The organism is Pleurocapsa sp. FMAR1, assembly GCF_963665995.1.
Lineage (GTDB): Bacteria > Cyanobacteriota > Cyanobacteriia > Cyanobacteriales > Xenococcaceae > Waterburya.
Genome location: NZ_OY762512.1, coordinates 5,177,022 through 5,199,207 on the forward strand (window position 1 = coordinate 5,177,022; position 22,186 = coordinate 5,199,207).

17 protein-coding genes and 4 pseudogenes are annotated in these 22,186 nt (G+C 44.4%); 9 read left to right on the plus strand and 12 right to left on the minus strand.

The window, feature by feature from the left end; genetic code table 11:
* Positions 1 to 223 precede the first annotated feature (223 nt).
* The 3 genes from SLP02_RS25125 to SLP02_RS25135 all read right to left on the minus strand — a co-directional run bounded on the left by SLP02_RS25125 (position 224) and on the right by SLP02_RS25135 (position 7,817).
* Positions 224 to 5,134 (minus strand): AAA family ATPase, encoded by a 4,911-nt coding sequence (locus SLP02_RS25125; protein ID WP_319423442.1) that lies wholly within the window; start codon positions 5,132 to 5,134, stop codon positions 224 to 226.
* An 11-nt stretch (positions 5,135 to 5,145) separates the two neighbouring features.
* On the minus strand, positions 5,146 to 6,351 hold the full coding sequence (locus SLP02_RS25130) for a hypothetical protein (RefSeq protein ID WP_319423443.1): 1,206 nt from the start codon (positions 6,349 to 6,351) through the stop codon (positions 5,146 to 5,148).
* Between the two features lie 110 nt (positions 6,352 to 6,461).
* Positions 6,462 to 7,817, minus strand: coding sequence for a serine/threonine protein kinase (locus SLP02_RS25135; protein ID WP_319423444.1), 1,356 nt, complete (start codon positions 7,815 to 7,817; stop codon positions 6,462 to 6,464).
* 554 nt (positions 7,818 to 8,371) lie between these two features.
* On the opposite strand from SLP02_RS25135, the gene SLP02_RS25140 reads away from it, so the two are divergent.
* Entirely contained in the window at positions 8,372 to 10,267 is a 1,896-nt protein-coding gene (locus SLP02_RS25140) for a tetratricopeptide repeat protein (protein ID WP_319423445.1), read from the plus strand.
* A gap of 124 nt (positions 10,268 to 10,391) precedes the next feature.
* Here the strand turns inward: SLP02_RS25140 and SLP02_RS25145 are convergent, their stop codons facing one another.
* The 8 genes and pseudogenes from SLP02_RS25145 to SLP02_RS25180 form a co-directional block, all read right to left on the minus strand.
* Positions 10,392 to 10,619, minus strand: coding sequence for a DDE-type integrase/transposase/recombinase (locus SLP02_RS25145; RefSeq protein ID WP_319423446.1), 228 nt, complete (start codon positions 10,617 to 10,619; stop codon positions 10,392 to 10,394).
* 950 nt (positions 10,620 to 11,569) lie between these two features.
* Positions 11,570 to 11,915: pseudogene (locus tag SLP02_RS25150) on the minus strand (IS1 family transposase); the annotation flags it as partial.
* A gap of 526 nt (positions 11,916 to 12,441) precedes the next feature.
* Positions 12,442 to 12,738, minus strand: a pseudogene (locus tag SLP02_RS26920) (IS1 family transposase); the annotation flags it as partial.
* Positions 12,739 to 13,298: 560 nt separating this feature from the next.
* Positions 13,299 to 13,673 (minus strand): annotated as a pseudogene (locus SLP02_RS25160) (IS630 family transposase); the annotation flags it as partial.
* A gap of 148 nt (positions 13,674 to 13,821) precedes the next feature.
* On the minus strand, positions 13,822 to 13,998 hold the full coding sequence (locus SLP02_RS25165) for a hypothetical protein (protein WP_319423448.1): 177 nt from the start codon (positions 13,996 to 13,998) through the stop codon (positions 13,822 to 13,824).
* 50 nt (positions 13,999 to 14,048) lie between these two features.
* A complete protein-coding gene (locus SLP02_RS25170; protein ID WP_319423449.1) occupies positions 14,049 to 14,252 on the minus strand; it encodes a helix-turn-helix domain-containing protein in 204 nt (67 codons plus the stop codon).
* Positions 14,236 to 14,397, minus strand: a complete 162-nt coding sequence (locus tag SLP02_RS25175; RefSeq protein WP_413467291.1) for a hypothetical protein — start codon at positions 14,395 to 14,397, stop codon at positions 14,236 to 14,238. The genes SLP02_RS25170 and SLP02_RS25175 overlap by 17 nt, the downstream gene beginning before the upstream one ends.
* Positions 14,398 to 15,130: 733 nt before the next feature.
* Positions 15,131 to 15,849 (minus strand): IS1 family transposase gene (locus SLP02_RS25180; protein WP_319418853.1). Its coding sequence is split into 2 segments (ribosomal slippage): positions 15,131 to 15,561 and positions 15,561 to 15,849, totalling 720 coding nucleotides; the frame shifts between segments, so codons are not numbered across the junction.
* 106 nt (positions 15,850 to 15,955) lie between these two features.
* Between SLP02_RS25180 and SLP02_RS25185 the strand changes: the two genes are divergently transcribed.
* The 3 genes from SLP02_RS25185 (at position 15,956) to SLP02_RS25195 (ending at position 17,041) form a co-directional block, all read left to right on the plus strand.
* The gene (locus SLP02_RS25185) at positions 15,956 to 16,189 is read left to right on the plus strand and encodes a hypothetical protein (protein ID WP_319423450.1); all 234 of its coding nucleotides are present in this window, start codon (positions 15,956 to 15,958) and stop codon (positions 16,187 to 16,189) included.
* Between the two features lie 99 nt (positions 16,190 to 16,288).
* Complete coding sequence (locus SLP02_RS25190; RefSeq protein WP_319423451.1) at positions 16,289 to 16,450, plus strand: hypothetical protein; 162 nt, start codon at positions 16,289 to 16,291, stop codon at positions 16,448 to 16,450.
* A gap of 198 nt (positions 16,451 to 16,648) precedes the next feature.
* Positions 16,649 to 17,041 (plus strand): hypothetical protein, encoded by a 393-nt coding sequence (locus SLP02_RS25195; RefSeq protein WP_319423452.1) that lies wholly within the window; start codon positions 16,649 to 16,651, stop codon positions 17,039 to 17,041.
* A 24-nt stretch (positions 17,042 to 17,065) separates the two neighbouring features.
* Here the strand turns inward: SLP02_RS25195 and SLP02_RS25200 are convergent, their stop codons facing one another.
* Complete coding sequence (locus SLP02_RS25200; RefSeq protein WP_319423453.1) at positions 17,066 to 17,989, minus strand: AraC family transcriptional regulator; 924 nt, start codon at positions 17,987 to 17,989, stop codon at positions 17,066 to 17,068.
* A gap of 174 nt (positions 17,990 to 18,163) precedes the next feature.
* On the opposite strand from SLP02_RS25200, the gene SLP02_RS25205 reads away from it, so the two are divergent.
* From SLP02_RS25205 to SLP02_RS25225, 5 genes and pseudogenes are all read left to right on the plus strand, one after another.
* Positions 18,164 to 19,018: an oxidoreductase gene (locus SLP02_RS25205; RefSeq protein ID WP_319423454.1), complete on the plus strand. Its 855-nt coding sequence runs from the start codon at positions 18,164 to 18,166 to the stop codon at positions 19,016 to 19,018.
* A gap of 21 nt (positions 19,019 to 19,039) precedes the next feature.
* A pseudogene (locus tag SLP02_RS25210) lies at positions 19,040 to 19,201 on the plus strand (3-oxoacyl-ACP reductase); the annotation flags it as partial.
* Between the two features lie 41 nt (positions 19,202 to 19,242).
* Positions 19,243 to 19,971 (plus strand): SDR family oxidoreductase, encoded by a 729-nt coding sequence (locus tag SLP02_RS25215; RefSeq protein WP_319423455.1) that lies wholly within the window; start codon positions 19,243 to 19,245, stop codon positions 19,969 to 19,971.
* A 358-nt stretch (positions 19,972 to 20,329) separates the two neighbouring features.
* Positions 20,330 to 21,064 (plus strand): SDR family oxidoreductase, encoded by a 735-nt coding sequence (locus SLP02_RS25220; RefSeq protein ID WP_319423456.1) that lies wholly within the window; start codon positions 20,330 to 20,332, stop codon positions 21,062 to 21,064.
* Between the two features lie 96 nt (positions 21,065 to 21,160).
* Entirely contained in the window at positions 21,161 to 22,150 is a 990-nt protein-coding gene (locus SLP02_RS25225) for an aldo/keto reductase (RefSeq protein WP_319423457.1), read from the plus strand.
* Positions 22,151 to 22,186: the final 36 nt, after the last annotated feature.

Consider the following 22,186-nt stretch of genomic DNA (forward strand, 5'->3'; position numbering starts at 1 on the left):
GAAAATTGCTGCTAGGTTTAAGTCAAATTCGCTTCCACCATCCGAGGCACAAGCCATTGTCAACCGAGTCTTGAGAACTTCGCAGTTAAAGCCCGATTTAGATTGTGAGATAGATTAGGATGATATCCCTATTCCACTATCCTGGCAAAGAGATAATGACGAAGAAATTACCACAGTAACTTGAGAATATACTGACTAAATTTCCGCCGACTCAAAGACAATTCTAGGTGACGATCATGCTATTAAAAGCTTGCTGAAAATGACTATTGCTCAAAATTAAAGCACCTTCTGTCCAGTCGTCAAAAGCTAGCTGTGCTGCGGTTTCTATTCCCGTAGCAATATCTCGTCCCGAACGACCAATTAGGAACGAGATATACGCGGCTAGATCGACATCCTCAGCTAAGATCCAATTCGGATGAATTTTACGCTTTAAGATCTGCTCGATTTCTACTGTTCCAGGAAGGGGGATGGTGATTTTCTTTTGTAAACGAGAGCGTACAGCAGCATCTATATTCTCTAGGTAATTGGTTGCACCTAAGACAAACACGTAACCCCCTTGAGCTTTCACTCCGTCTACTTCCTGAAGAAATTGATTGACTAGGTTTTGATTTTCTAAATCTGCATCACCACTGCCCATACCGCCACGATGGGGAAACAAGGACTCTAATTCGTCAAAAAAGATAATGGCGGGGGATTGCTGGCGAGCTTGGTTGAAGACATCGGCTAAATTGCGAGAACTTTGTCCTACCCATTTGCTTCTGATGTCTGCGGGGGTATAACTTTTGAAATATAGTTGTCCTACTGAAGCCATTACTCTGGCGATTTGAGTTTTACCAGTTCCAGATTCTCCATATAGTAATGCTCCCTTGGGGGGATTAATTCCCAGAGGTAGATTGGCGTAGTTAGCGACTAGCTTAATCAAACGCTTGAGTTCTTCCTTAATCTGCATTGGTAGGATAATATCATCCCAGGTTAATTCGCCTTGAGGTGCTTTTGCCTGAATTACTGTGAGAAAATCATCTATATCCAAAGTCAAAGATTCTTCGTCAGATGAGCGATCGCTAGCGTACTGACCTACCTCATTGACTACCTGTCGAATATCTCGCCCCGACTTTCCTTGTAGCAGGCGAGCAATGCGCGTCCAGTCTAGATCGCTAGCAGTCGGCATTTCTCGGGCAAACAGGCGTAACATAGCTATTCGTTCGGGCTGGGCGGGTAAGGGGATTTCTACCAGCTTATTCAGACGAGAACGTACTGCATTATCTACTCGTTCGGCGTAATTAGTCGCCCCTATGACAAATACTCCTGTCGCTCCTCCCCGAAAGCCATCAAGCTCCTGTAAAAGCTGATTGATTAGTTCGACCTCATACTGAGAAACATTGCTTTCTCGTTGGGGAAATAAAGCGTCAATCTCATCGATAAAAAGGATCGTTGGTGCTTCTCGTTTAGCTCGTTCAAAAGTTTGGGTCAGTCTTTTACTCGCTTCTCCCACATACTGCGATCGCATTTCGGCAATAGATAAGTCGATAAAGCGACAGCCAGCAGCTTGAGCTAACACCCTAGCCACCTGAGTTTTTCCCGTCCCTGGTGGACCATATAGCAGCATTCCTTGGGGGGGAGTAACGCCACGAATTGGATCGCGGAAAAAGCGCAAAAAACGTTCGAGAGTTTGTTGCAGGGTTTGTTTTAGTTCGGGACTGAGGATTAATTCATCCCAGGCGGACTGGTCGATTTCGACGGCGGGAAGCAATCCTTTTTCAAAGTCAGCCCGATTAAGTATCACCTGTTGGCTCGACCAACCCTGTCTTTGGATATAAGCCTGTCCTATCTTGGTTAAGACACCTTGAATATCCCGCCCCGATCTTCCTTGCAGTTGACGACTAACGGTTTCTAGTTCGACATCATCTGCAAGCTGCCAGTTTTTCTGCTGTAGGGCGTGTTCGAGCATAATTCGTCGCTCCCCGACCCCTGGTAACGGGACTTCCAATGTTTGTTGCAGACGAGAAACCACGGCTGGATCTACTGTATCGGCACGATTGGTTGCTCCCAATAAAAAGATTCCTGGGGCTGAGAGGGCTGCACCATCTACCTGCTGTAAAAATTCATTGACTAATTCTACTTCGGGGCTGTTGCCAGTGTTTTCGCGACGGGGGAACAGAGAATCTATTTCATCAAAAAAGAGAATGCAGGGAGAGCGATCGCGAGCATCGGCAAATATTGCCTGCAAATTTTTTAAGTTTCCGCCCTGATAGGTGCTTTTGATTTCACTAAGAGAAATCGCTCGAAAGAACCAGCCCGCCTTGGCAGAAAGATAGCGGGCAATCTGTGTTTTTCCCGTACCAGGCGCACCTGTTAACAGCATTCCCTTTGGCAGCGGTAGCCCCAAACTAAGAGCCTGAGGTAAATTTTTGAGAGTTATCAGAGTTTGCTCTACCCGTTCCATAATTACAGGCGGTAGAACTAAGTCGGGAACGTTGCTATTATCTCCCGTCCACAAAATAGCCCGTTGAAAATGCTCGAGCGTTATGTCGCCTACTTCAGAATCTTGACAAGCTAGATAATAGGTTTCTTCTACTTTGGCTTTAATTGCCCGTCCAGATTTTCCTGCGAGTAACAGGGCTACAGCCGACAAGTCTAAATCGGCAGCGACAGGGCGAGCGCCAACAAATAGTTTGAGCATTGCTACCCGTTCGTCAAGTTCGGGTAGGGGAATGGCGATCGTCTTCGACAGGCGATCTCGCACCGCCGCATCAACATTTTCCGCCCTGTTAGTAGCTCCCAGAATAAAAATACCCCGTCCGCTGTTGCCGACTCCATCTACCTCCTGTAAAAATTGATTGACCAGTTCGATTTCATGCTGGACGCTCTGCTCGTCGCGACTGGGAAACAAACCATCAATTTCATCAAAAAACAAGATTGTGGGGGCGTTACGACGAGCCTGAGCAAAAATCCGCGCTAATTTACGGTTGCTTTCGCCAATATATTTATCGCGCACCTCCCCCGAACTTACTGACTGAAACTGAATTCCTCCCAGACGCGCCATCGCTCTGGCAATCTCGGTTTTTCCCGTCCCAGGAAAGCCAGATAACAGTACACCTACTGGTGGAGTTAGTTGGGGGTTGGCAAAAGCCTGAAGAAACTGTGCCAGAGTGCGAGTCAATTCTACGCTCAGGCGTTGGGGCAAAATTACTCCCGTTAGCTCCCCCGTTATTTTAGGAATCAAAACTGAATCTAAGTCTTGTCGATAGAGGCTCAGGCTCGATTTTGGTAACTGAGCGACGATTCGATTGGCGATCGCTTCTATATCCCGACCCGATTTGCCCGTCAGGAGTTGAGCGTAATAGTCTAAATCGATATCCCTACCAAGTTCTAAAGTGCGCGTCGAGCTTTTGGTCAGGAAATACTCCAGCATTTGCAATCGCTGTGTCACCTTTGGCAGCGGGAGGTCAATACGCGCAGTAAGTCGAGATAATACGGCAGGGTCGATCTGTTCTACTCGGTTACTAGTGCCGATAACTATTACTCCTGCGGAGTCGCTCAGGCGATCGAACTCCTGTAAAAACTGGTTAACTACCTCTACAGTAGTTGGATCGCCTACTTGTTCTTCTCTTCTGGGTAAAATAGCTTCAATTTCATCCAGTAGAATTATTGCAGGAGCTTTGGCACGGGCATCGATAAAGATATCCTGGAGGTTTTGTACGCTCTGACCTACTAGGGGACTCTTGATCTTACCTGGGGTGACGCTAATTAATTCGCAGTTAGCATCTTTGGCTAATAGCTGGGCAAGGGTAGTTTTTCCCGTCCCCGATGCCCCTGTAAAAATGATTCCCTGTGGTACCTCTGATAGTTGAGGATTCGATAATTCCCAGCCTCGCAAACTTTCAGCCCACTTTGGCAGCGGTCGAACAATATCCTCGTCCAGAAAAATATGCTGCCAAATTGCTGCTGATGCAAGGGGCAGGAATGGTTCAAAATCTTGCCACTGTAGGCAAATTTCTCCTCTTTTATAGCGATGTTCCTCTGCGCCCTTAACAGCCTGCTCGATTTGGTGAGCGTTGATTCGACCGAATTTCTGAGCTAAAGCAGTTAAATTTAATTTGACATCCAGAGGCGTACCTGTTTGATGGAGATACTTATTAAGAATTGCTACTCTACCTTCTAGACTTGCCAGGGGAACTGAAAGTACAAAGCTAAAAACCGTACCAGGCTGCTGTACTTCATCGGGAATCTGAGCTACATTACCTGCCGAAGCGATGATAATTGTTTTTTGCTCTTGATGCTTTGGATCGGAATTCCACTGCCAGTAAATTTCTAGGTTGTCGTCGTGTTTTTCCTTAAGCTGACGTGCTTTTTCGCTTTCCGATGCTATATCCGCTATGCCAAGCTTACCCCAAAAGCGATTCCACCAGGTTGTCTGTCCCGTATCGCTGCGCTCGAAGTCTCGATCTTGAGCCTTTTCTAGGTAGCGATAGAAAACATCAAAATTTTGCAGCAAAAGTACTGCTGGCGAGTTTTTACTAGTCTCCTTGAGCCACTTGCGAATTAGTTTGCTAGCTTGGTAGAGGTTGTTCGCCTCTGCCAGATCTCGACTGATAAAGTTAAAGGTGCGATCGCGCTCTTTGCTCAATCGTTCGCTCAGACAACGACATAAAAAGCGGATACCGCGACCTTTTGCGCCCAGCAGCAGAATTCCTTGAACTGGCTGATTGAGATTAGCATCAAGAATCAAATTAGCGTGGTCTACCAGTTGACTTCGCATCTGGTCATGTCCCTGAAAGCTCGACCAGTCAAACGATGAGTCAGGCGGCTCTAGATAATAGAAATCTTCTTTAACTAAAGCCCGAGATTCCAGTTGGGGTAACAGACGTAGCATTACCCCCGATTTCTGACCCAAGCTAAACCACTGATGGGGATATAGCTGCTGCTGGCTAATTTGTTCTGCTTCAATATAAGTTCCATGAACGCTATCGCAGTCACGCAAACACCAGGCTTCGCCATCCCAAAAAAGCTCGGCATGTAGACGAGAAATATCGGGAAGATCGAAGCGAATATCCCGATCGGGATTGCGACCTAATTGGTAAACTCGATCTCGATGCAGTCGCCAGACTTTTCCCGATCGCTCTTCTAAGAACATAGTTTACTCCCCTATTCTCTATTGATGATAAACGATGCAGCAGAACCTTCTGGTATGGGTCGGTTGTTGACGTTACCAACCCCAGCCACGTTAACTTCTAGAGTGATTCCGCCACCACCATCTTTAATCCCTTCAATTTCGACTTTGTTTTCACCAGGCTTTAGGTCTACCATAAATATCTTGCCGTGATTAAAGATCATCTGGTTGCTGGTATAAACCTCGCCATTGACCCTCAAGCTCACGAAATCTCCATCTTCTTCAACATTGTCTCGCAACTGAATGGCTACAGTTGGCGCAGTAGCCACCAAATTGTTAAAGCCGTAACTATCAGGACGTTTACCCAAGTTTCCCAGAGCAACCGTCGGGGTTGTCGTCGCTTTCGCCTGTATCTGAGGAATACTTGCTTGAGGAATCTGAAGATTTAGATAGGGATCGTTGGCGGTCGATTGTTTTGGAGTCCCAGCATTTGGTCTTTTAACTGCTGCTTGTGACTGTGTACTTTGCGTGCTGATTGGTGTCTGGGTTGCGGTTGCTACCTGTGGTGCGGTAGCAGTTAATGGCGGTGGTGGGGGAACTGAAATTGCTGGTGGTAAGGGAATGGGGCGAGATGCTTCTGCTAGGTTGGTGGCAAACTCTTGCTGCTGCGCTTGTGTCTGCTGTTGTTGCCACTGCTGAATTTGCTGTTGCGCCTGCTGGTGTTGCGCGCTTTTAGCTGGGATTAAATTGGCGATCGCGATCGCCTCGCTAATTTTCCCCGTACCCGCTTCGCTATTGGCTCGCTCCATAATCTGCTGCAACCAAGTTGCCGAAAGGGATTGAGCTTCAGAACTGACCGAAACGTTAGCAGGCAGTTTTTGAATCATAGCGATCGCTTGGGCTAGCTGTTGGGGTTCACCCTGACGAGCTAACAACTTAGCTTGCCCCAGCAACATTTGTGCCGATTGTTCTTGCTGGGGACTTACCGCAGCACTAGGAGCAGCCTGGGGAACTGTTTTATCCTCCGACTTGAACTGCGAACCAATTCCCACCGCCGAAGCGATCAAAACTCCCGCTAGGGCAATTCCCGCAATCGACCATTTTTTAGGACTCTGCTTGACGGTATCGATGCTTTCGGTGCGAGTAGTGCGAGTCTGTTTTTGCTCCGTTTGCTTGAGTCGTTGGGGCGAGCGATTAATTAAGCGTTGTTGCTGACGATTTAAGCGTTCTTCTTTAGCCATTTTATTCCTCCAGGATTAGGTTCGATTGAGTAGTTGGATTTGTTTTTAAAATTAAAAAAGTGATATTGACAGTAATTATTAATTATCTGTACTCGACCTTGATGGCTCTTTTACTTAGCTATGGGAGTTTTTGCATTCAACTCACAGACAACCTGTATCGCCCCAACATTTCCCAAATAAGCAATGGGAAAATCAGGATCGAGAGTCACTTCTTTTTCGTAAGGCAAACTTTTAGGTACCGTGATTCGCATGGTGTAGTTTCCTGTCGGAAAATTACTGCCATCAGCCAAAGACTTAACCCAAATAAAACCTGGAACTTCGTCTGTAGCCTGAGCTACTAAGTTGCCCGACTGTAAAATTTCGAGAGTCGAATTTCCCGCTACAGAATTTTCTGGATAGTAAAACCTAGCTGCAAAACCGCGATCGGGTACTGGTAGCTTTAGCTCGTTTTTGACATAGTTGGGACATTGAGGCACAAAAGGAACCCGTACATTTTTAAATAGACTACTTATAGGTTCGGGCGCGAAAACATAAATTCCTCCTGTCAGAGCTACTATGGCAGTTACCAATCCGCCTAAAACCAGCCATTTTCTGTTTTTACGCCTACCTTTGCGAACCGTTCTCGTCGCCGAAACCGCAACTGGTTGATTTGATTCTAAATCTAGGGCGATCGCGTCACAAGCATCGATTAGCTGACATCCTTCTGTCTTGAGCATCTCCTCAAGCAGCTGAGTCATCTGCTGTGAAAAGCCTAATTCTTCTACTGATATGGGCTGATTCCAAGGTGGATTCTTGCCCAGGCGCAAAGCGAGAATAGTTTTAGCTAAAGCATAAAGATCCCATTGCGGAGTGGCGGTTGCCATGCCGTCTCGCTGCTCTGGATGAGCGTAGCCTGGAGTATAAATCCGCGTGTATCCTAGCTGTTCGTTCGTACCGATGCTTGTTTCCACCGCATTTAAAGTACTTAGATCGCAGGCAGAACCAAAATCGATAATTACCGTCGAGTTGTCTGTGTGTCGGCGCATCAAATTGCTCGGCTTAATATCTCGATGGACAATTTTTTTGCTGTGAAGTTGAGCCAAACCATCTAATACCGACCAAAAAACTGTTTCAACTTCAGCGATGCTTAAAGCAGGATTTTCACCATCTAGGTACTTGCTATAATTAGTTCCGTGGATAAATTCCTGAACTAGATAAAGTTTCCCATCACTCTCAAACAAAGCGTGAACTTTAGGGATGCTGTAATGACTGACTTTATCGAGTATTTCCGCCGTTCGTTTAAAAGTGCGCTTTCTTAACTTCTTTTCTTCATTATCTCCCTTGATTATCAGTTCTAATAAAGCTCTTACTGGCTGGCGAAGATCGAAATTATCTTTCACAGCATAAACCAGAGCAAAACTACCTTGCCCAACAAGCTGCTCTACTTGATAGCTAGCTATTCTCTTTGGCTTAGACGCTTGATTCATATCTTAGACTGCAAAGCGGATTGTTAATAAATAATATAGCGATCGCCTCGTTTCAATTATCAAATCGTTCAAATAAAAAATCTTAATTTTAGTCGCACGACTGATAGTTAACGCCTGTAACTATTCAATAATAAGTTATTGTTCTTAATTCTAGAATTAACCGCAGTCGATATATCTAACGGTTAATCGTTTCAAATCAATTAATATAGGTTTAAACTCTATTTTTTTTGATTTTACTAAGTAATATTACATAAAATTGTTTACAATTATCACCATAGCAAAATTTTAGCTACGTCATGCGTGATAAGATTTTAAGCACCTATTTTGGTATCTATATATACAATTTTTTGATTTTGTCGAGCTTGGTTAAATTATGATACTTTTAAACTTTTATTGAGCGTTAATAGCTGTTGCCAAGACAAATAGTGCTTCTAGATCTAAATGTGCTATAGGTAAGCTATTGCCTAAAAAATATTAAACTTACAAATAGTTTTAGTCAGCTTTTATTACTTTTAAAACCTGCAATTTTTTTGAATTGTCCGCTTCTTACTATAATGATAAAACCTAATTTTAGTCAAAACGAGCGCCTGTCTTTAGACCCAAAGGATTCTTCTAATAGCTTAAAAGTTGTACGTTGGAAGACATCTTTGTTTTTGTTGTCTACTGCCGCACTGCTAGTTCCCAGCTTGCCCCTCAGAGCCGAGATCGTTCGGGGCATTATCAAAAATTATAGTCCTCAGAACCAGCAGGCTACTATTAGTCTGGGCGAGGAGGATGATGTAGGTAAATACGATCGCGGCAAAATTCAACTAACCAGTCTTGATAGCCCAAATACCAAATTTATCGGTGCAAATGTTACCGTAATTAGCGTTGAAGAAAATTCAGCCGTCGTTAGCGTTCGCGAAGTTCCTGGGATACAGGTGCCTATTCAAGCAGGAACAGAGGTGGTTTTAGATACTGATTCGGGTTTGGCTCAACGGGAAGAAGAAGCAAAAGTTATTGCCACACAACAGGCAGAAGAAGCCCGTCGTCAGCAACAGCTAGAAGAAGCTCGCGCCGAACAAGCCCGTCGCCAACGAGAAGCCGAACAAGCCCGTGCAGAGGAAGCCCGTCGCCAGCGTGAAGCCGAAGAAGCTCGTATTATAGAAGCTCGTCGTCAGCAACAGCTAGAAGCAGAGCGTACCGAACAGGCTCGTCAACAACAGCAACAAGCAGAGGCAGAAGCCGCCACAACAGCACAGCCCGATATTGCCTCACAACCCGATCTACCCAGTCAAGCTCAGCCAGATAAAATCAAACTAGAAGAAGCCGAAGATTTGTGGAACTCTGAAGCTAAAGCTGAGGATGTTGACAAATTACCTTCAGATTATCTTCTTGCCTATACTAGCGCCAGAGAGCAACCTAGTCCGGAAAGCTACTATAAATTTGCTCAAGTTCTAATTAACTACGAAATTTTTGATAAAGCATCAGAATGGCTAGAAGAAACTAAGGTACGTTTTCCTGAGACTGCGACAGTCAACAACCTCTATCGTGCGGTAGCTTTAATCGAACAGGGCGATATCGAAGCAGGGTCAAAGATTTTGGCAACTACCAATCTGCCTCAAGATCCCTTAACCAACGACTTTAAAACTTACTCATATATTAATCAGGGTCAGTGGGATAAAGTTTTATCTCTGTCTAACACCAAAACAGCGGCTAGCTACAACAACAATCTCATCGCTCTTTACTGTAGACAGCCGTTTACTTTTGATCGCGAGACAAATTTACCTCCAGGTAACTGCCCTCTGCCTCATCAATCTTTTGAAATTAAAGAACAAGACTATAATAACGATGAAGAATTTACGGAGGTCGAGCAAAACGAGCGACACAAACAAGCCGTTGCTAAACTAGCACGAGAAGCGATCGCTGCCTATCCAGAAGATCCTTATATTCTAAATACTCTGGGCTTTATTGCCCTTCAGTCTGAAGATTATGAAACTGCCTACGACCGCTACCAGGAGCTATCAAAACTACTGGCTCTTGGCTCAAAAATACCGCCTCGCTTTCAAATCTTCAAGGCAAATGCCGAGAAATATGCTGCCAACTACAGTCAAAACCACGACTTTTTAGCCAGAAATACTAGCGACCTCGCATCCCAGCGTTCGGAACAAGACTCCGTAACTGATGCCGTTATTATTGGTGGAGTAGGAAGTACTGTTCTTGGAGTCCTTAATGATGCTGGTCCAGTTGGTATTGCTGGGGGACTTTTATCTGCATTTTTAGGTATGAACAAGTCAAAGTCAAAGTCTAAAAGTATTGAGGAAGAACGAAACTCAGTTCTCGACCAGATGCAGGTTACATTTACCGAAGATATGAACCTAGTGCCAACACCACCAGAACTTGAAGCAAATTTGTTGTTAAAACTAACCTCCAGACAAGCAGACCAAAGAGTAAATCTTAACAATAACTGAGACACGAAAAATTGTTTGAGGGATTAAACTTTGTTGCGTAGCTTTTACGGTAGTGTTGCAAGAAGCTAAGACAAAAGTAGAAAATAAGAGGTAAAGCTCGAATCAACCGCGCTTTATCTCAATTTCACTTAGCAATCCCAAATAGAGAAAGAACAAACCTGATTTGACCTACAATATCATCTCGTTTTACGTTTTTGATTTGACCCTTACGGATCATATTCATCGATTCGTAACTAGAAATGGTTCTCTTGGCACTCCAAAAATTACAAAAATTCTGGCTAGTTGTAACTCGCAGCTTCGTATAACGGTGGTCTTGTTCGGGCGAATTATTCAAGTATTTCACTCCAGACATTTGAGCGGATGGTTAAAATAGTAGAAAATTACGAAAGGTTGAAGAAAAAAACTGGGGGACTATCAAAATTAAGTCTAGAAAATTAAGTTTTAATGAATGCACGAATATTTGAGAGAATACAAAACTTATTTTCAACAACTCGATTGCGAGACAAAGCGTTGGCGGGGTTTCCCCGCTTAAAGCTATTGTCGAGGGTGGGTATGCTGGGGAAACCCCAGCACTCCTCTGGTCCATATTGGACAATCTTGAGGATTAGATGAATCAAATGTTGCTCGGACAATTAAGAAGATAGAAAATGTTTTGGTTCAAGAGAAAGATTTTAGACTGCGGGCGCAAAAAAGAATTATTAAAAGAAAATAAAAACCAAGAAATATTGTAATTGATGTTACAGAAACACCAATTGAGCATCCCAAAAAAAACAAAAGCAATTTTACAGTAGTAAGAAGAAAAAGCATACTTTAAAATCTCAAATAGTAGTTGAGCAAGAAAGCAAAAAAATCCTGTGTACTGCACATGGTAGAAAACAACATAACTTCAAGTTGTTTAAGAGAATTGACTGCTCACCGCCTTAAAAGGGTCGGTGATTGAGGCGAGGAAATGAGGAGCGACCCCGCGTCGCCGAAGGGCGCAAGGGAACGCGCTCCGATGCCTCCGTCTAGGAGGCATATTCCACTCGCCTCTAAAGTTTTTAGTTTTTGGTTTTTAGTTTTTAGTTCCAATTAACTACTAATAACAATCGCGTGGAGCAAGCCCTGGAGGGCTTCGCCTTCGCTCTGCGAAGTCGGCACGTTCCAACGTGCGCCTGCCAAAGGCAGTCGGCGAACTCCAGTTCGCACTAATAACTCAATCGTGAATTGCGCACGGGGCTTTAAACCCATTCATTAAACGGTAAAATTCGTTTACCAGAACCAGCTATTTGTTTAGGGGGCGTTGCATCCCTGCGGGATAATCTAAAGAGGAATGGTATCAAAATGAAGATAGTGGAGTAAAAGTTTGATTGATGCTCGAAGCATCTCTTCGCACTTAGAATAACAAAGAGTTTTCCTTTTGAGGCGAGCTAGATAGTGTCTTAGTCGTGTATTTTCTCCTTCGACTCTCGTCATGTACGTCTTCAATAGCAAATGGTCGCAATCATTGATCAAGCAAGGATAGACCAACCAGCCATCAGTAACATACAGAAATGATTCCCAACCTCTGATTATTTTCGCGCTTTGGCTCGAATGTTTGAGCATAGCGATCGCCTAATACCCAGGATAAGACTCCTGGTTGCCAGTGATTTACTACCGTCCACAACCACTTCTTATTTTGTCTTGGTGCGCGTTCGCGATTCGTCTTGAAAAGACGCGGTGAAGCAGTTGCGGTGGACAGGTTCCCTGGCATAAGCAAAGGCACGAACCCGAAGGGAGGTTCCCTCCGTTGCGAGACACCCTCGACAGTACGTGCGTACAAGTACGTGCGTACAAGTCCTTCGTTCGTCTGCGGAGGGAAAGCCAAGGCGCGTTTTGAGTGGGAAGCTTCTCACTCAAAAGCCGCCGTTCCTGCAAGGCTGTCTCGCAAAACCGTTGCGGGGGGTACCCCTTGGTTGTCGAGGGCGAGCAAACTGAGTCAAGACCCCGCGTGCGCGAACTGTCGGCGCGTTTTGGGTGGGAAGCTTCCTACCCAAAAGCCGCCGAGGAGTTCGCCGCCGTTGCGAAGCGCGAAAAAGCGTTGCGGGTCTGCGACCCGTTGAGCTTATTGAGCAAGAAGCAACGTCGAGCCGCAAAATGCGGCTGGCGCAAGGGAATGCTAACGGGTGTTGAACCATGCGCGGGGGTCGCACCGCTTTTTTACCTACGAAGGTTTGTAGTTCATCAATTTCTGTAATTTCGGGCATTTCTTCAACAGATGGTGCATTAGGTAGCTTATTAGCAGCTGCTTTAACCCATCTAATTATTGTATTGTGGTTGACTCGTGATACTCTTTCAATGGCGCGAAAGCCTAACCCATTAACGTACATTTTGAGCGTGGTTGGATAACTTTCTTTGACCGATAGAGGATATCCGATTTTGGTATACTCTTCAATAAATTGACGCTGACATTCTTTACACTGATAGTTTTGCTTTCCGTATGGGATGACCATTTTATACTTACTTTGGTAATCGGATTTGGTATCAGATGCGGACGAAGCGTCCTTTCTCGCAACGGGGGTTCCCCCCTGCGCATGGTTCAGCAGTTTCGCAGGGCGCGGTACCGCCCAAGTCGCGTCTAGCGACAGGCTCTGGAGAGCCTCGCCTAACGGGAGGAAAGTCGGCACGTTCCAACGTGCGCTGCTTTGCAGCCTGCAGCGGGGAACCCCCGCCACCCTCAGCAATAGCGCTACTCGGAGGGAACCTCCGCAACGCTTTGCTTCGCAACGCAACTGTCTCGCAACGGGCGAGTGGAATATGCTCTCAGGCTCTATCGAGCCTCGACGTTGCTTCTTGCTCAACCAAGGCTTTAGCCGCAGGTAGCTCGCCCTCGACAGTCGCTCTTTGTTGGAAACCAACAAGATCGCGCTGTCTCGCAACGGGGGAAACCCTTTCAGCATTTGCTCATGGGGGTTTCCCCCATGAGCAAATGCTTCACCGCAACGCTATCGGAAAGCATTACATGCGGACAAGTCCTTTGTTTGCGCAGTAGCGGCGAACGGCACGTATAGCATTACGCATATACGTCAGGACATTTTTTGAAAGCTGTATCAACACATTCTCTAACAGTCTCAAATTCTTTAACTCTCTGCTTCATCCAAGTTTTGAGAACCGACCACCAACGCTCTATCTTGTTTAGATCGGCAGAATAAGAGGGCAAATACCAAATCTGGCACCCTGCTTCTTCTACTATTTCTTGAATACTTTGTCCTTTATGAAAAGTAGCATTATCAATAATAATGATATTTCCAGGTTGAAGTTGAGGAATCAAACTTTCTTTAAGCCATGTCTCAAATAAATCTCGATTACATGACCCTTCAAAAGTTAACGGAGCAAACACTTTTCCTTCTTTGAATGCAGCAATCCAACTTACTCTCTCATTTCTTTTACCAGATTTGAGTGCCTAACATCTTTCTCCTTTGGGGCTATAACCATAGGGATAATCGTCTCGGTTATCGAATCCTGCTTCATCCACATAAACTAGGTTATTTGCCTGTTGATGTTTTAGTTGCTCTTGAAATTCTTTTCTTTTCTCTTCATCTGTTTCTTGATATCCGTAAGTTTGTCTTGGTCAGCGTACATGCGGGCAAGCCCTTTGTCTTGCGCCTGTCGGCGACGCGGGGTCTGACCGCTTTTTTTCTGGTTATGCCTAACTTTTTAATTCCATCACTAATATTTTGCTGGGTAAGATTCTCTCCCCACAAATCTGCCATTTGCTGTTGTGTCTTATCTTTATGTTGTTTAACAAACTGTTTGAATCTCTCTAAATCCTGAATTTTTCGCTCTTCTCTGGTGGGACGCTCGGCGACCGCTTTAAAGAGTCTCCTGTTTCTTGTTCTCTTTTCAGCCATAGGTCTAAGGTGTTACGGCTTATTTTCATCAATCGACAAATAGTTCTCTTCTTTTCACCTCTAGAACAGGCATCTACGGCTTTTTTTCTTAAATCGTAGCTATAGGGAGCAGGCATTATTTTTCGGTTTTGGCGAGCGGATTTTAGCTAATAAGGTGTTACGGCTTATTTTCATCAATCGACAAATAGTTCTCTTCTTTTCACCTCTAGAACAGGCATCTACGGCTTTTTTTCTTAAATCGTAGCTATAGGGAGCAGGCATTATTTTTCGGTTTTGGCGAGCGCTTTTATTTTAGCTAATTTTGTCCTAACCTAGCCACGTATTGCTATATGTGCCATCGTCATGCTTTCGCATGACTTTGCTTCTGTCCGAAGCTGTGGGTCTTCTCTCATTTCCTCGCCCCAAAACGCGCCTTCTCTGTCCAAGAGCCTGTCTTGAGACAGTTGTTCATGGGACAAAGGCGCACTTCCGCATGTGACCCCACCGCGAGAGTGGAATAGCGCTTGGGTCTGTTGCAAACGGCTGTTTTTGGGACAGAATACTCTGACCCAACCTCGACAGTTCCTTTAAGCGGGGTTCCCCCGCCAACGGACTGTCTCGCAAAACACGCCTTGGCTTCCCCCCGTTGAAGAACTGAACCAAGACAGCCCTTTAATTCAGGGCATTTCCGTGCAGCAAAGACCACACTGTCTCGCTGTTCCACACCCGAAGTTCAAAGGAACGCGCGAGTTTACGAATTTGCTTTGATTGACAATTAGGACATTTCATTCTTTAGTGTTATCAAATCATCCCGCAAGTATGCAACGCCAATTTTTAAATATAAATAAGATTAGAGAGAAACATTTTAAACTATGATTCCTCTCTTTTTTTTGCTTAAATTTAAAGTTATTATCCAATTAAAAATTTATTGCCTAAACTATAAATGTTTGATCGCTTCGTCGCCACTTGGCTTATTGGTTTACCCTCTCCATGAGAAGTATTTTAATTGGTAGTCCTAAAGATGTAAGGACGTGTTGTAATGATGGACAAAATACCAGATTGCCCCGATCTGATTTTCGATTTTCTTAGAGAACGATAGAGTCTTCCTGACTAATCGAGAAACTCTTTGTCGCATTGTGCAATTAAATCGTTCTATGTAATTGGTTTTTCTCTCTTTCCCCACCGCTTGATGGCGTTTTGAAGGAATTACCTGTTCATAGGCTTCCCAGAAGTCACTATAACAAACGGCACACTGTCGATAGACTGAGGGCAAAGATTGCCATAGCTTTCTCGCTCCATGACGACGGCGATCGCCGATATGAACCCCGACTATTTCTTTAGTTTTTGCAGCCAAAGCCAACCAAATCCATTGTTTATTGGCTTTATTACCGACAAATGACCACATTTCATCACACTGAATCGTTAATTTTCCTTTTTTTTTGTTCTCACTTTAACTTGCTGAGAAACTGATTCGTATTTAGCATTGACATAACTCTGTAACCAAGGTTCTGAAACTTCTGTAACTCGGGCAATTCCAGCTAAAGGAATCTTCTCTAAGAGTAATTTGTCAATCAAGTTTTTGGTTGGTTGGTCGATCATTTTATTCTGTGGATTTTCCACATATTGTCTACCACAGTCGCGACATTTATAATTTTGCTTGCCATTGTGAATGTGACCGTTTTTAACAATTTGTTCTGAATTACATGATGGACAAGATGGCAAATCTACTGGCATGGAAATCAAATGATCTACAATTTCCTATTTTATATCCTTACATCTTTAGGACTACCTTTTAATTTTATTTGCTTTTACGGTTTATCATCGTCAAGTAAAAGAGCAAATGCGAGAATTTGATCCTCAAGTTTATGCGCAAACTAAAAAAATTGCCTCACTGACAACCTATCAGCAACGAGAGAAAAGCTGGCAGATGGATACGGATAGTGTATCTTTGTCAAATCTGCAAATCACCAATGAATCGAAAATAGTTTATGTTGGTTGGTATGATTCTCAGAAAAATATTTTACAGTTTATTGGGAATTGTCTTCCCCAACAGTCTTTAGTGACAACCCGATAGCAAACCATACAATACAACTGCAACTTTAATTCAAATAGTGAGATTAAGCCGAAAAATCTGCGTAAGCTAACCCTTCCTCTGAAATACGAACAATCTTTAGTGGGTTATTTACAGGTTGCTGTTTGTATTGAACCTCTTCAAAATTCTCTAGCACAATCGCGTCTATTTTTTGGTTTAGGAGTGCCAATTGCGCTTGTTTTTACGGGAATAGTGGGCTGGATTCTCGATGACTTGGCAATGCAGCCTGTTAGACGTTTTTAAGAACAACTACAACGTTTTACTGCTGATGCTTCCCACGAGTTACGCGCCCCCGTAGCAGCAATTCTTAGTATAGCATTACGTGTAAACGTGATAGACATTTCCTAAAACTCGTTACTCGTTACTCATTACTTGTTACTTGCGAGCAAATAACTTTAAATATGTCCTAATTCAACTTGGTACGGCTATACATATCGTGGCATGATGATTGCGAGACAGCGCGTTGCGCGGGTTAGATACGGACAAAGGCGCTTTTCCACATGTAGTCCTTCAGATGCGGCAAAGCGCCTTTCTGGCGTTGTAGCGACTGTCGAGGGTGCTATTCCTCTCCAAAAATGGCAAGTTTTTAATCTGATTAATCTGATTGATTTGACCAAAATCCTGAAACAGTTGGCAGCTTCAGTTAATTTAGCTGTTTTTTTGTCTCATCCCCGCTCTACGAAAAAAACTAAAAAGTGGGTCAAGAAAACTCGCCCTACTGACAAGCCTCATGTTTTTACAGCTACAATTTTATCCCAAAATAAGACGCAAAAACAGACACCTTGGAAGGGACTGGTTTCATATTCATCTAAATGCACTCCTAAAACTACTTAAGAAAACAACTGTCGCTCGATCGCCTCAAACAGTAGCAACTCGTAAACGTTCAATATCCTTGATTGGAGGCGCACCAAACATACGAGAATACTCGCGACTAAACTGCGAAGTGCTTTCATAACCCACCTGATAAGCAGTACTGGCTGCATCAGCATTTTCTGCCAGCATTAGTTGACGCGCTTTTAATAATCTTAATTGTTTTTGATATTGTAGTGGACTCATAGAAGTAACTGCCTTGAAATGGCGATAAAAAGAAGAAGAAGACATATTGGCATATTCGGCAAGATTTTCAATCCGCATTGGTTTAGTGAAATCAGCCTTAATTAATTTGATTGTCTCGGCAATACGCTGCATATTACTACCAGATGTCGCCACCTGACGAACAGCTTCGCTTTGTTCGCCCATCAAAAGACGGTAGTAAATTTCACGGATAATCGCTGGTGCTAAAAAAGCAATATCCTGTGGTGTATCCAAAAGTTGAGTTAGCTTGATGGCACAATCAATTAAGGGTGGCTGGGCATTACTGATAAACCAGCCTGGAACTGAATCTTTCTTGAGCAAGTTAGAACGAGTTTGAGTAATAATCTCACAGAGTTGAACGGGATCTAAAGTCAGCTTAAATCCTAAATACGGTCGCTCTGGTGTGGCTTCGGTGGCATATCCACAAAGGGGTAAATCAACTGAAACAACTAGATACTGAGCCGTACCATAGTGATAAGTAGACTCATTGAGCAATACTTTTTTTTGACCTTGAACCACAATAGCTAAAATCGGTCCGCTAACGCTCGCTAGTGTTTTCAGAGTATCGGATTGGCGACTAAACTCAAGATGAGCGATTTCTGTGGCGTGGATACCATCGCCTTTGCCTTCGGTGTGCTTGGAAATTAATATCGCCATCTGTTTGCATTTGTCAATAGTCGTCTCATGCTCCAATGTTTTAATGGTCATGTTTAATTCTCAACAAGTTTAGCTACATAGCCCATTATAAAAAAAATATATCCTTATAGATGGCGTATTTGAGAGAATTAGGCAATGAGCTGCGAGTTTTATGTATTTAAAAAACAGTTATTCAAACCTACGATGAACATAGATTGAAAATAAATAGAAGAGAGGAAAATCAGTATGTCTAATGCAAAAAGTGAAAGTAAAAAAATCTGGTTAATCACAGGCGTTTCTCGTGGTCTTGGAAAAGCACTGGCTCAAGCTGTGCTAGATCAAGGTGACATTGTGATTGGAACAACAAGGAGCGGGAAAGCAGATATTAAGGGAGATTCTGACCAGCTAAAAATTTTGGGACTTGAGTTAACCGATACAGCGCAAATTAGCCAAACGGTAGAAGCTGCTTATCAATTACATGGGCGCTTAGATGTGATTGTCAATAATGCTGGGTACGGTTTGCTAGGCGCGATCGAAGAATCTAGCGATGAAGAAATGAAGCATCTGTTTGATGTGAATTTCTTCGGCGTAGTTCAGCTCATTAAAGCTGCACTTCCCCGTCTAAGACAACAGCGTAGCGGTCACATTATCAATATTTCTTCGATCGCAGGACTAGCCCCAATGGCAGGTTCGGGTCTTTATGCCGCCGCTAAATTTGCCGTAGAGGGGGTTTCACAATCACTGGCACAGGAAGTTGAGCCATTGGGCATTAAAGTCACATTGGTAGAACCCGGTGCATTTAGAACAGATTTTCTCAGCGATCGCTCCATCAGTAACAGCCCAGCAAAAATTGCTGATTATCTGCCAACAAGTGGCGAAGCCTTGCAGCATCTAGCTGATATAACTGGCAAACAGCTTGGCGATCCGACGTTGGGCGCACAGGCAATCATTAAAGTCGTTGAGGCTGACAATCCACCTTTACACTTAGTGATGGGATCGGATGCACTAGAGCGGACGCGAGCCAACATTCAATCTCTGACAGGAATTTTGAATGACTGGCAGGAAGTGTCTAAAAGCACAGACTTTCGAGAAATGTCATGAAGTTTACCATAATTCAGCAGCAAGGAAAATCAAACCAATAATGACTTCATCGCCTCGCAAACGGCGTTAGGTCGTGTTGGCGTGCCAGATGACATTGGAGGTGCGATCGCAGCGTTACTCTCTGAAGACAACCGCTGGGTTAATGCTCAAAGAATTGAAGTCTCCAGCGGTCAGTCTATTTAATTCAAACTAATTTAAGCAATAAATTAAGAGTCAAAACCATAATGACGAAAAAAGTTGTTCTCATCACAGGTGCAAACAAAGGAATTGGGTACGAGGTTGCACGACAACTTGCAGACAATGGGTTTATTGTCCTACTGGGAGCGCGTGACCCAGAGCGAGGGGAAGCAGCAGCAAAAAAACTACGTACAGGAAGCTCTGATGTCCACTTTGTGCCGCTTAATACTATAGATGAGCAGTCGATTCAATCTGCTGCTGAGATGGTTACTAAAAAGTGGGAAAAAGTCGATGTTCTAGTTAATAATGCCGGGATCTTTCCTGAGTATTCATTAGGGATTCGACCCTCCTTACTGGAGGTTAGCATGCTCAAGGATACATTTGAGACGAATGTATTTGGGTCATTTGGAGTCATTCATTATTTTCTACCACTGTTGAAAAAGGCGGTAGTAGGTCAGATTGTGAACGTTTCATCGACACTGGGTTCATTAGGCTCAATGACCAACCCAGACAGTATGTACTCTGAAACCAATACATCTGCTTATAACGCTTCAAAAAGTGCACTCAATGCTTTAACGGTCGCTCTAGCTAAAGACCTTTTGCCCGAGCAGATCCGCATCAATTCAATCTGTCCTGGCTGGGTTCAGACAGATCTAGGCACAGACGCAGCACCTCGGACAGTTGAACAAGGAGCGACAATTATCGTTAAGCTTGCCATGATGGAGCATCCACCTACTGGTAAATTCCTCGATGATGATGGAGAAATTCCCTGGTAACTGGTTGGCAAAGGTGCTGAACAGTTAAAACTATTTAGTAGCGTTAAACAAGAAACCCTTCAACAGATAAATTCATAAGGTCATCAGTGAATAAGAGGTCATTAAAATGCCGAATCCTTCAAATACCTCAGCCTAGCAGCCAGAACCAGAGGTTGCACTGGAAGTTAACCCAAGCCCCCTATACGTCAGCAGGCGAGCATGAGATTGTCTTCACACTCGAATAATCTTAAATATATGCGATCGCATCTTTACTCTCTTCAGACAACCAATGGGTCAACGCTCAAAGAATAGAAATTTCTGGCGGTATGTTTCGTTAATCTAAACCAACAAAAACAATTAGCAAAATTATAAATTATATATGTCAAACGTAGAAAACAAAGTTATTGCCATCACTGGAGCTAGCAGCGGCATCGGTGAAGCTACCGCTAAGTTGCTCGCCCAAAACAATGCCAAGGTAGTTGTGGGCGCACGGCGCACCCGAAAGCTAGAAAAGATTGTCGAAGCGATTCGTAACGAAGGTGGCACAGCAGAATCTAAAGCTGTAGATGTTACCAGTCTTGAAGATGTAAAAGCCTTTGTGGAATTTGCCAAAGATAAGTTTGGTCGCATTGATGTCATGGTCAATAATGCAGGCTTGATGCCGCTCTCCAAGTTGGAGGCATTGAAGATTGACGAATGGAACCGCATGATCGATGTAAATATTCGTGGCGTCCTTCACGGCATCGCCGCTGCCCTACCTACATTCAAGCAGCAGCACTCTGGGCAATTTATTAACCTGTCATCGATCGGGGGACATGCCGTTTCTCCTACGGCGGCGGTGTACTGTGCAACCAAGTACGCAGTCTGGGCGATTTCCGAGGGATTGCGGCAGGAATCGCCGGATATTCGGGTCACTATTATCTCACCCGGAAATACCGAATCTGAACTCACCAGCACGATCAGCGATACTCAGGCAGCGCAGTGGGTGGAGAAATTCCGCGCGGCGGTTATCCCGGCGGATGCGATCGCTCGTGCAATTGCCTTTGCGATCGAGCAGCCAGCCGATGTGGATGTAAATGAGATTATCGTCCGACCGATCGGACAAAGCGGCTAAGCGGCAGCCGACACCGAATATGTGCAAATCGTGCTGAAGTCGGTGGAAGCCGTGAATCAAGACTGAATGAAACCTACAATTTTTTGGAGAGAATTTATGAAGACTCGAACACTTGGAACCCAAGGCTTAACCGTCTCAGACCTAGGTCTCGGATGCATGGGGCTGACGAATTACGCCTACGGTAAAGCTGATGAGCAGGAATCGATCGCCGTGATTCACCGCGCCATTGAGCTTGGCGTCACATTTTTCGATACCGCAGAGGTTTATGGCCCATTCACCAGTGAGCAGCTTGTCGGTCGTGCTATTCAAGGGCGACGCGATCGGGTTGTGATTGCCACTAAGTTTGGCTTTGATATCTCCGGCAGCGTAAGATGGGGACTCAACAGCAAACCTGAACACGTTCGCAAAGTCTGTGACGAATCACTTAAGCGTCTAGGCACTGACTACATTGATTTGTTCTATCAACATCGGGTTGATCCAGCAGTCCCGATCGAAGAAACCGTAGGAGCAATGGCTGAACTGGTTCAGCAAGGCAAAGTTCGATATCTGGGACTTTCCGAAGCAAGCCCAAACACGATTCGCCGCGCTCATGCAGTCCATCCAATCAGTGCGCTTCAATCCGAGTATTCACTTTGGGAACGCGGGTCGGAAGCTCAAGTATTACCTACCGTGCGAGAGCTTGGAATCGGGTTTGTTCCCTATAGTCCCATTGGACGAGGCTTTCTTACAGGTCAGATCAAGCGCTTTGAAGACTTTGCTGAGGACGATTACCGCCGCAGCGATCCACGTTTTCAAGGGGAGAACTTCAACCTCAACCTGAAGCTGGTCGATCGCGTCAAACAAATCGCCCAGGAAAAGAACGCATCGCCCAGCCAGATTGCCTTGTCCTGGTTGCTGCACCAAGGAAATGACATTGCCCCGATTCCAGGAACAAAACGGATCGCTTACCTGGAAGAAAACGCGGCGGCGGCTGAGATTGAGTTGAGTCGTGAGATGCTCGACCAACTCAATCAGATAGCACCTGTAGGAGTGGCATCTGGCGATCGCTACAGCGAAAAGATGATGAACACCATCGATCAATCGTAGGTGAAACGACACCGCGATTGCAGTTTGTAACTTCTT

Bases quoted from the DNA above. Each gene is read 5' to 3' on its own strand.
- SLP02_RS25140 (WP_319423445.1), top strand. From the start codon at position 8,372: ATGATAAAACCTAATTTTAGTCAAAACGAGCGCCTGTCTTTAGACCCA.
- SLP02_RS25185 (WP_319423450.1), top strand. From the start codon at position 15,956: ATGCGAGAATTTGATCCTCAAGTTTATGCGCAAACTAAAAAAATTGCC.
- SLP02_RS25125 (WP_319423442.1), bottom strand. From the start codon at position 5,134: ATGTTCTTAGAAGAGCGATCGGGAAAAGTCTGGCGACTGCATCGAGAT.
- SLP02_RS25205 (WP_319423454.1), top strand. From the start codon at position 18,164: ATGTCTAATGCAAAAAGTGAAAGTAAAAAAATCTGGTTAATCACAGGC.
- SLP02_RS25135 (WP_319423444.1), bottom strand. From the start codon at position 7,817: ATGAATCAAGCGTCTAAGCCAAAGAGAATAGCTAGCTATCAAGTAGAG.
- SLP02_RS25145 (WP_319423446.1), bottom strand. From the start codon at position 10,619: ATGTCTGGAGTGAAATACTTGAATAATTCGCCCGAACAAGACCACCGT.
- SLP02_RS25195 (WP_319423452.1), top strand. From the start codon at position 16,649: ATGATGATTGCGAGACAGCGCGTTGCGCGGGTTAGATACGGACAAAGG.
- SLP02_RS25225 (WP_319423457.1), top strand. From the start codon at position 21,161: ATGAAGACTCGAACACTTGGAACCCAAGGCTTAACCGTCTCAGACCTA.
- SLP02_RS25175 (WP_413467291.1), bottom strand. From the start codon at position 14,397: ATGCCTGCTCCCTATAGCTACGATTTAAGAAAAAAAGCCGTAGATGCC.
- SLP02_RS25220 (WP_319423456.1), top strand. From the start codon at position 20,330: ATGTCAAACGTAGAAAACAAAGTTATTGCCATCACTGGAGCTAGCAGC.
- SLP02_RS25215 (WP_319423455.1), top strand. From the start codon at position 19,243: ATGACGAAAAAAGTTGTTCTCATCACAGGTGCAAACAAAGGAATTGGG.
- SLP02_RS25200 (WP_319423453.1), bottom strand. From the start codon at position 17,989: ATGACCATTAAAACATTGGAGCATGAGACGACTATTGACAAATGCAAA.
- SLP02_RS25130 (WP_319423443.1), bottom strand. From the start codon at position 6,351: ATGGCTAAAGAAGAACGCTTAAATCGTCAGCAACAACGCTTAATTAAT.
- SLP02_RS25170 (WP_319423449.1), bottom strand. From the start codon at position 14,252: ATGCCTGCTCCCTATAGCTACGATTTAAGAAAAAAAGCCGTAGATGCC.
- SLP02_RS25165 (WP_319423448.1), bottom strand. From the start codon at position 13,998: ATGGCAGATTTGTGGGGAGAGAATCTTACCCAGCAAAATATTAGTGAT.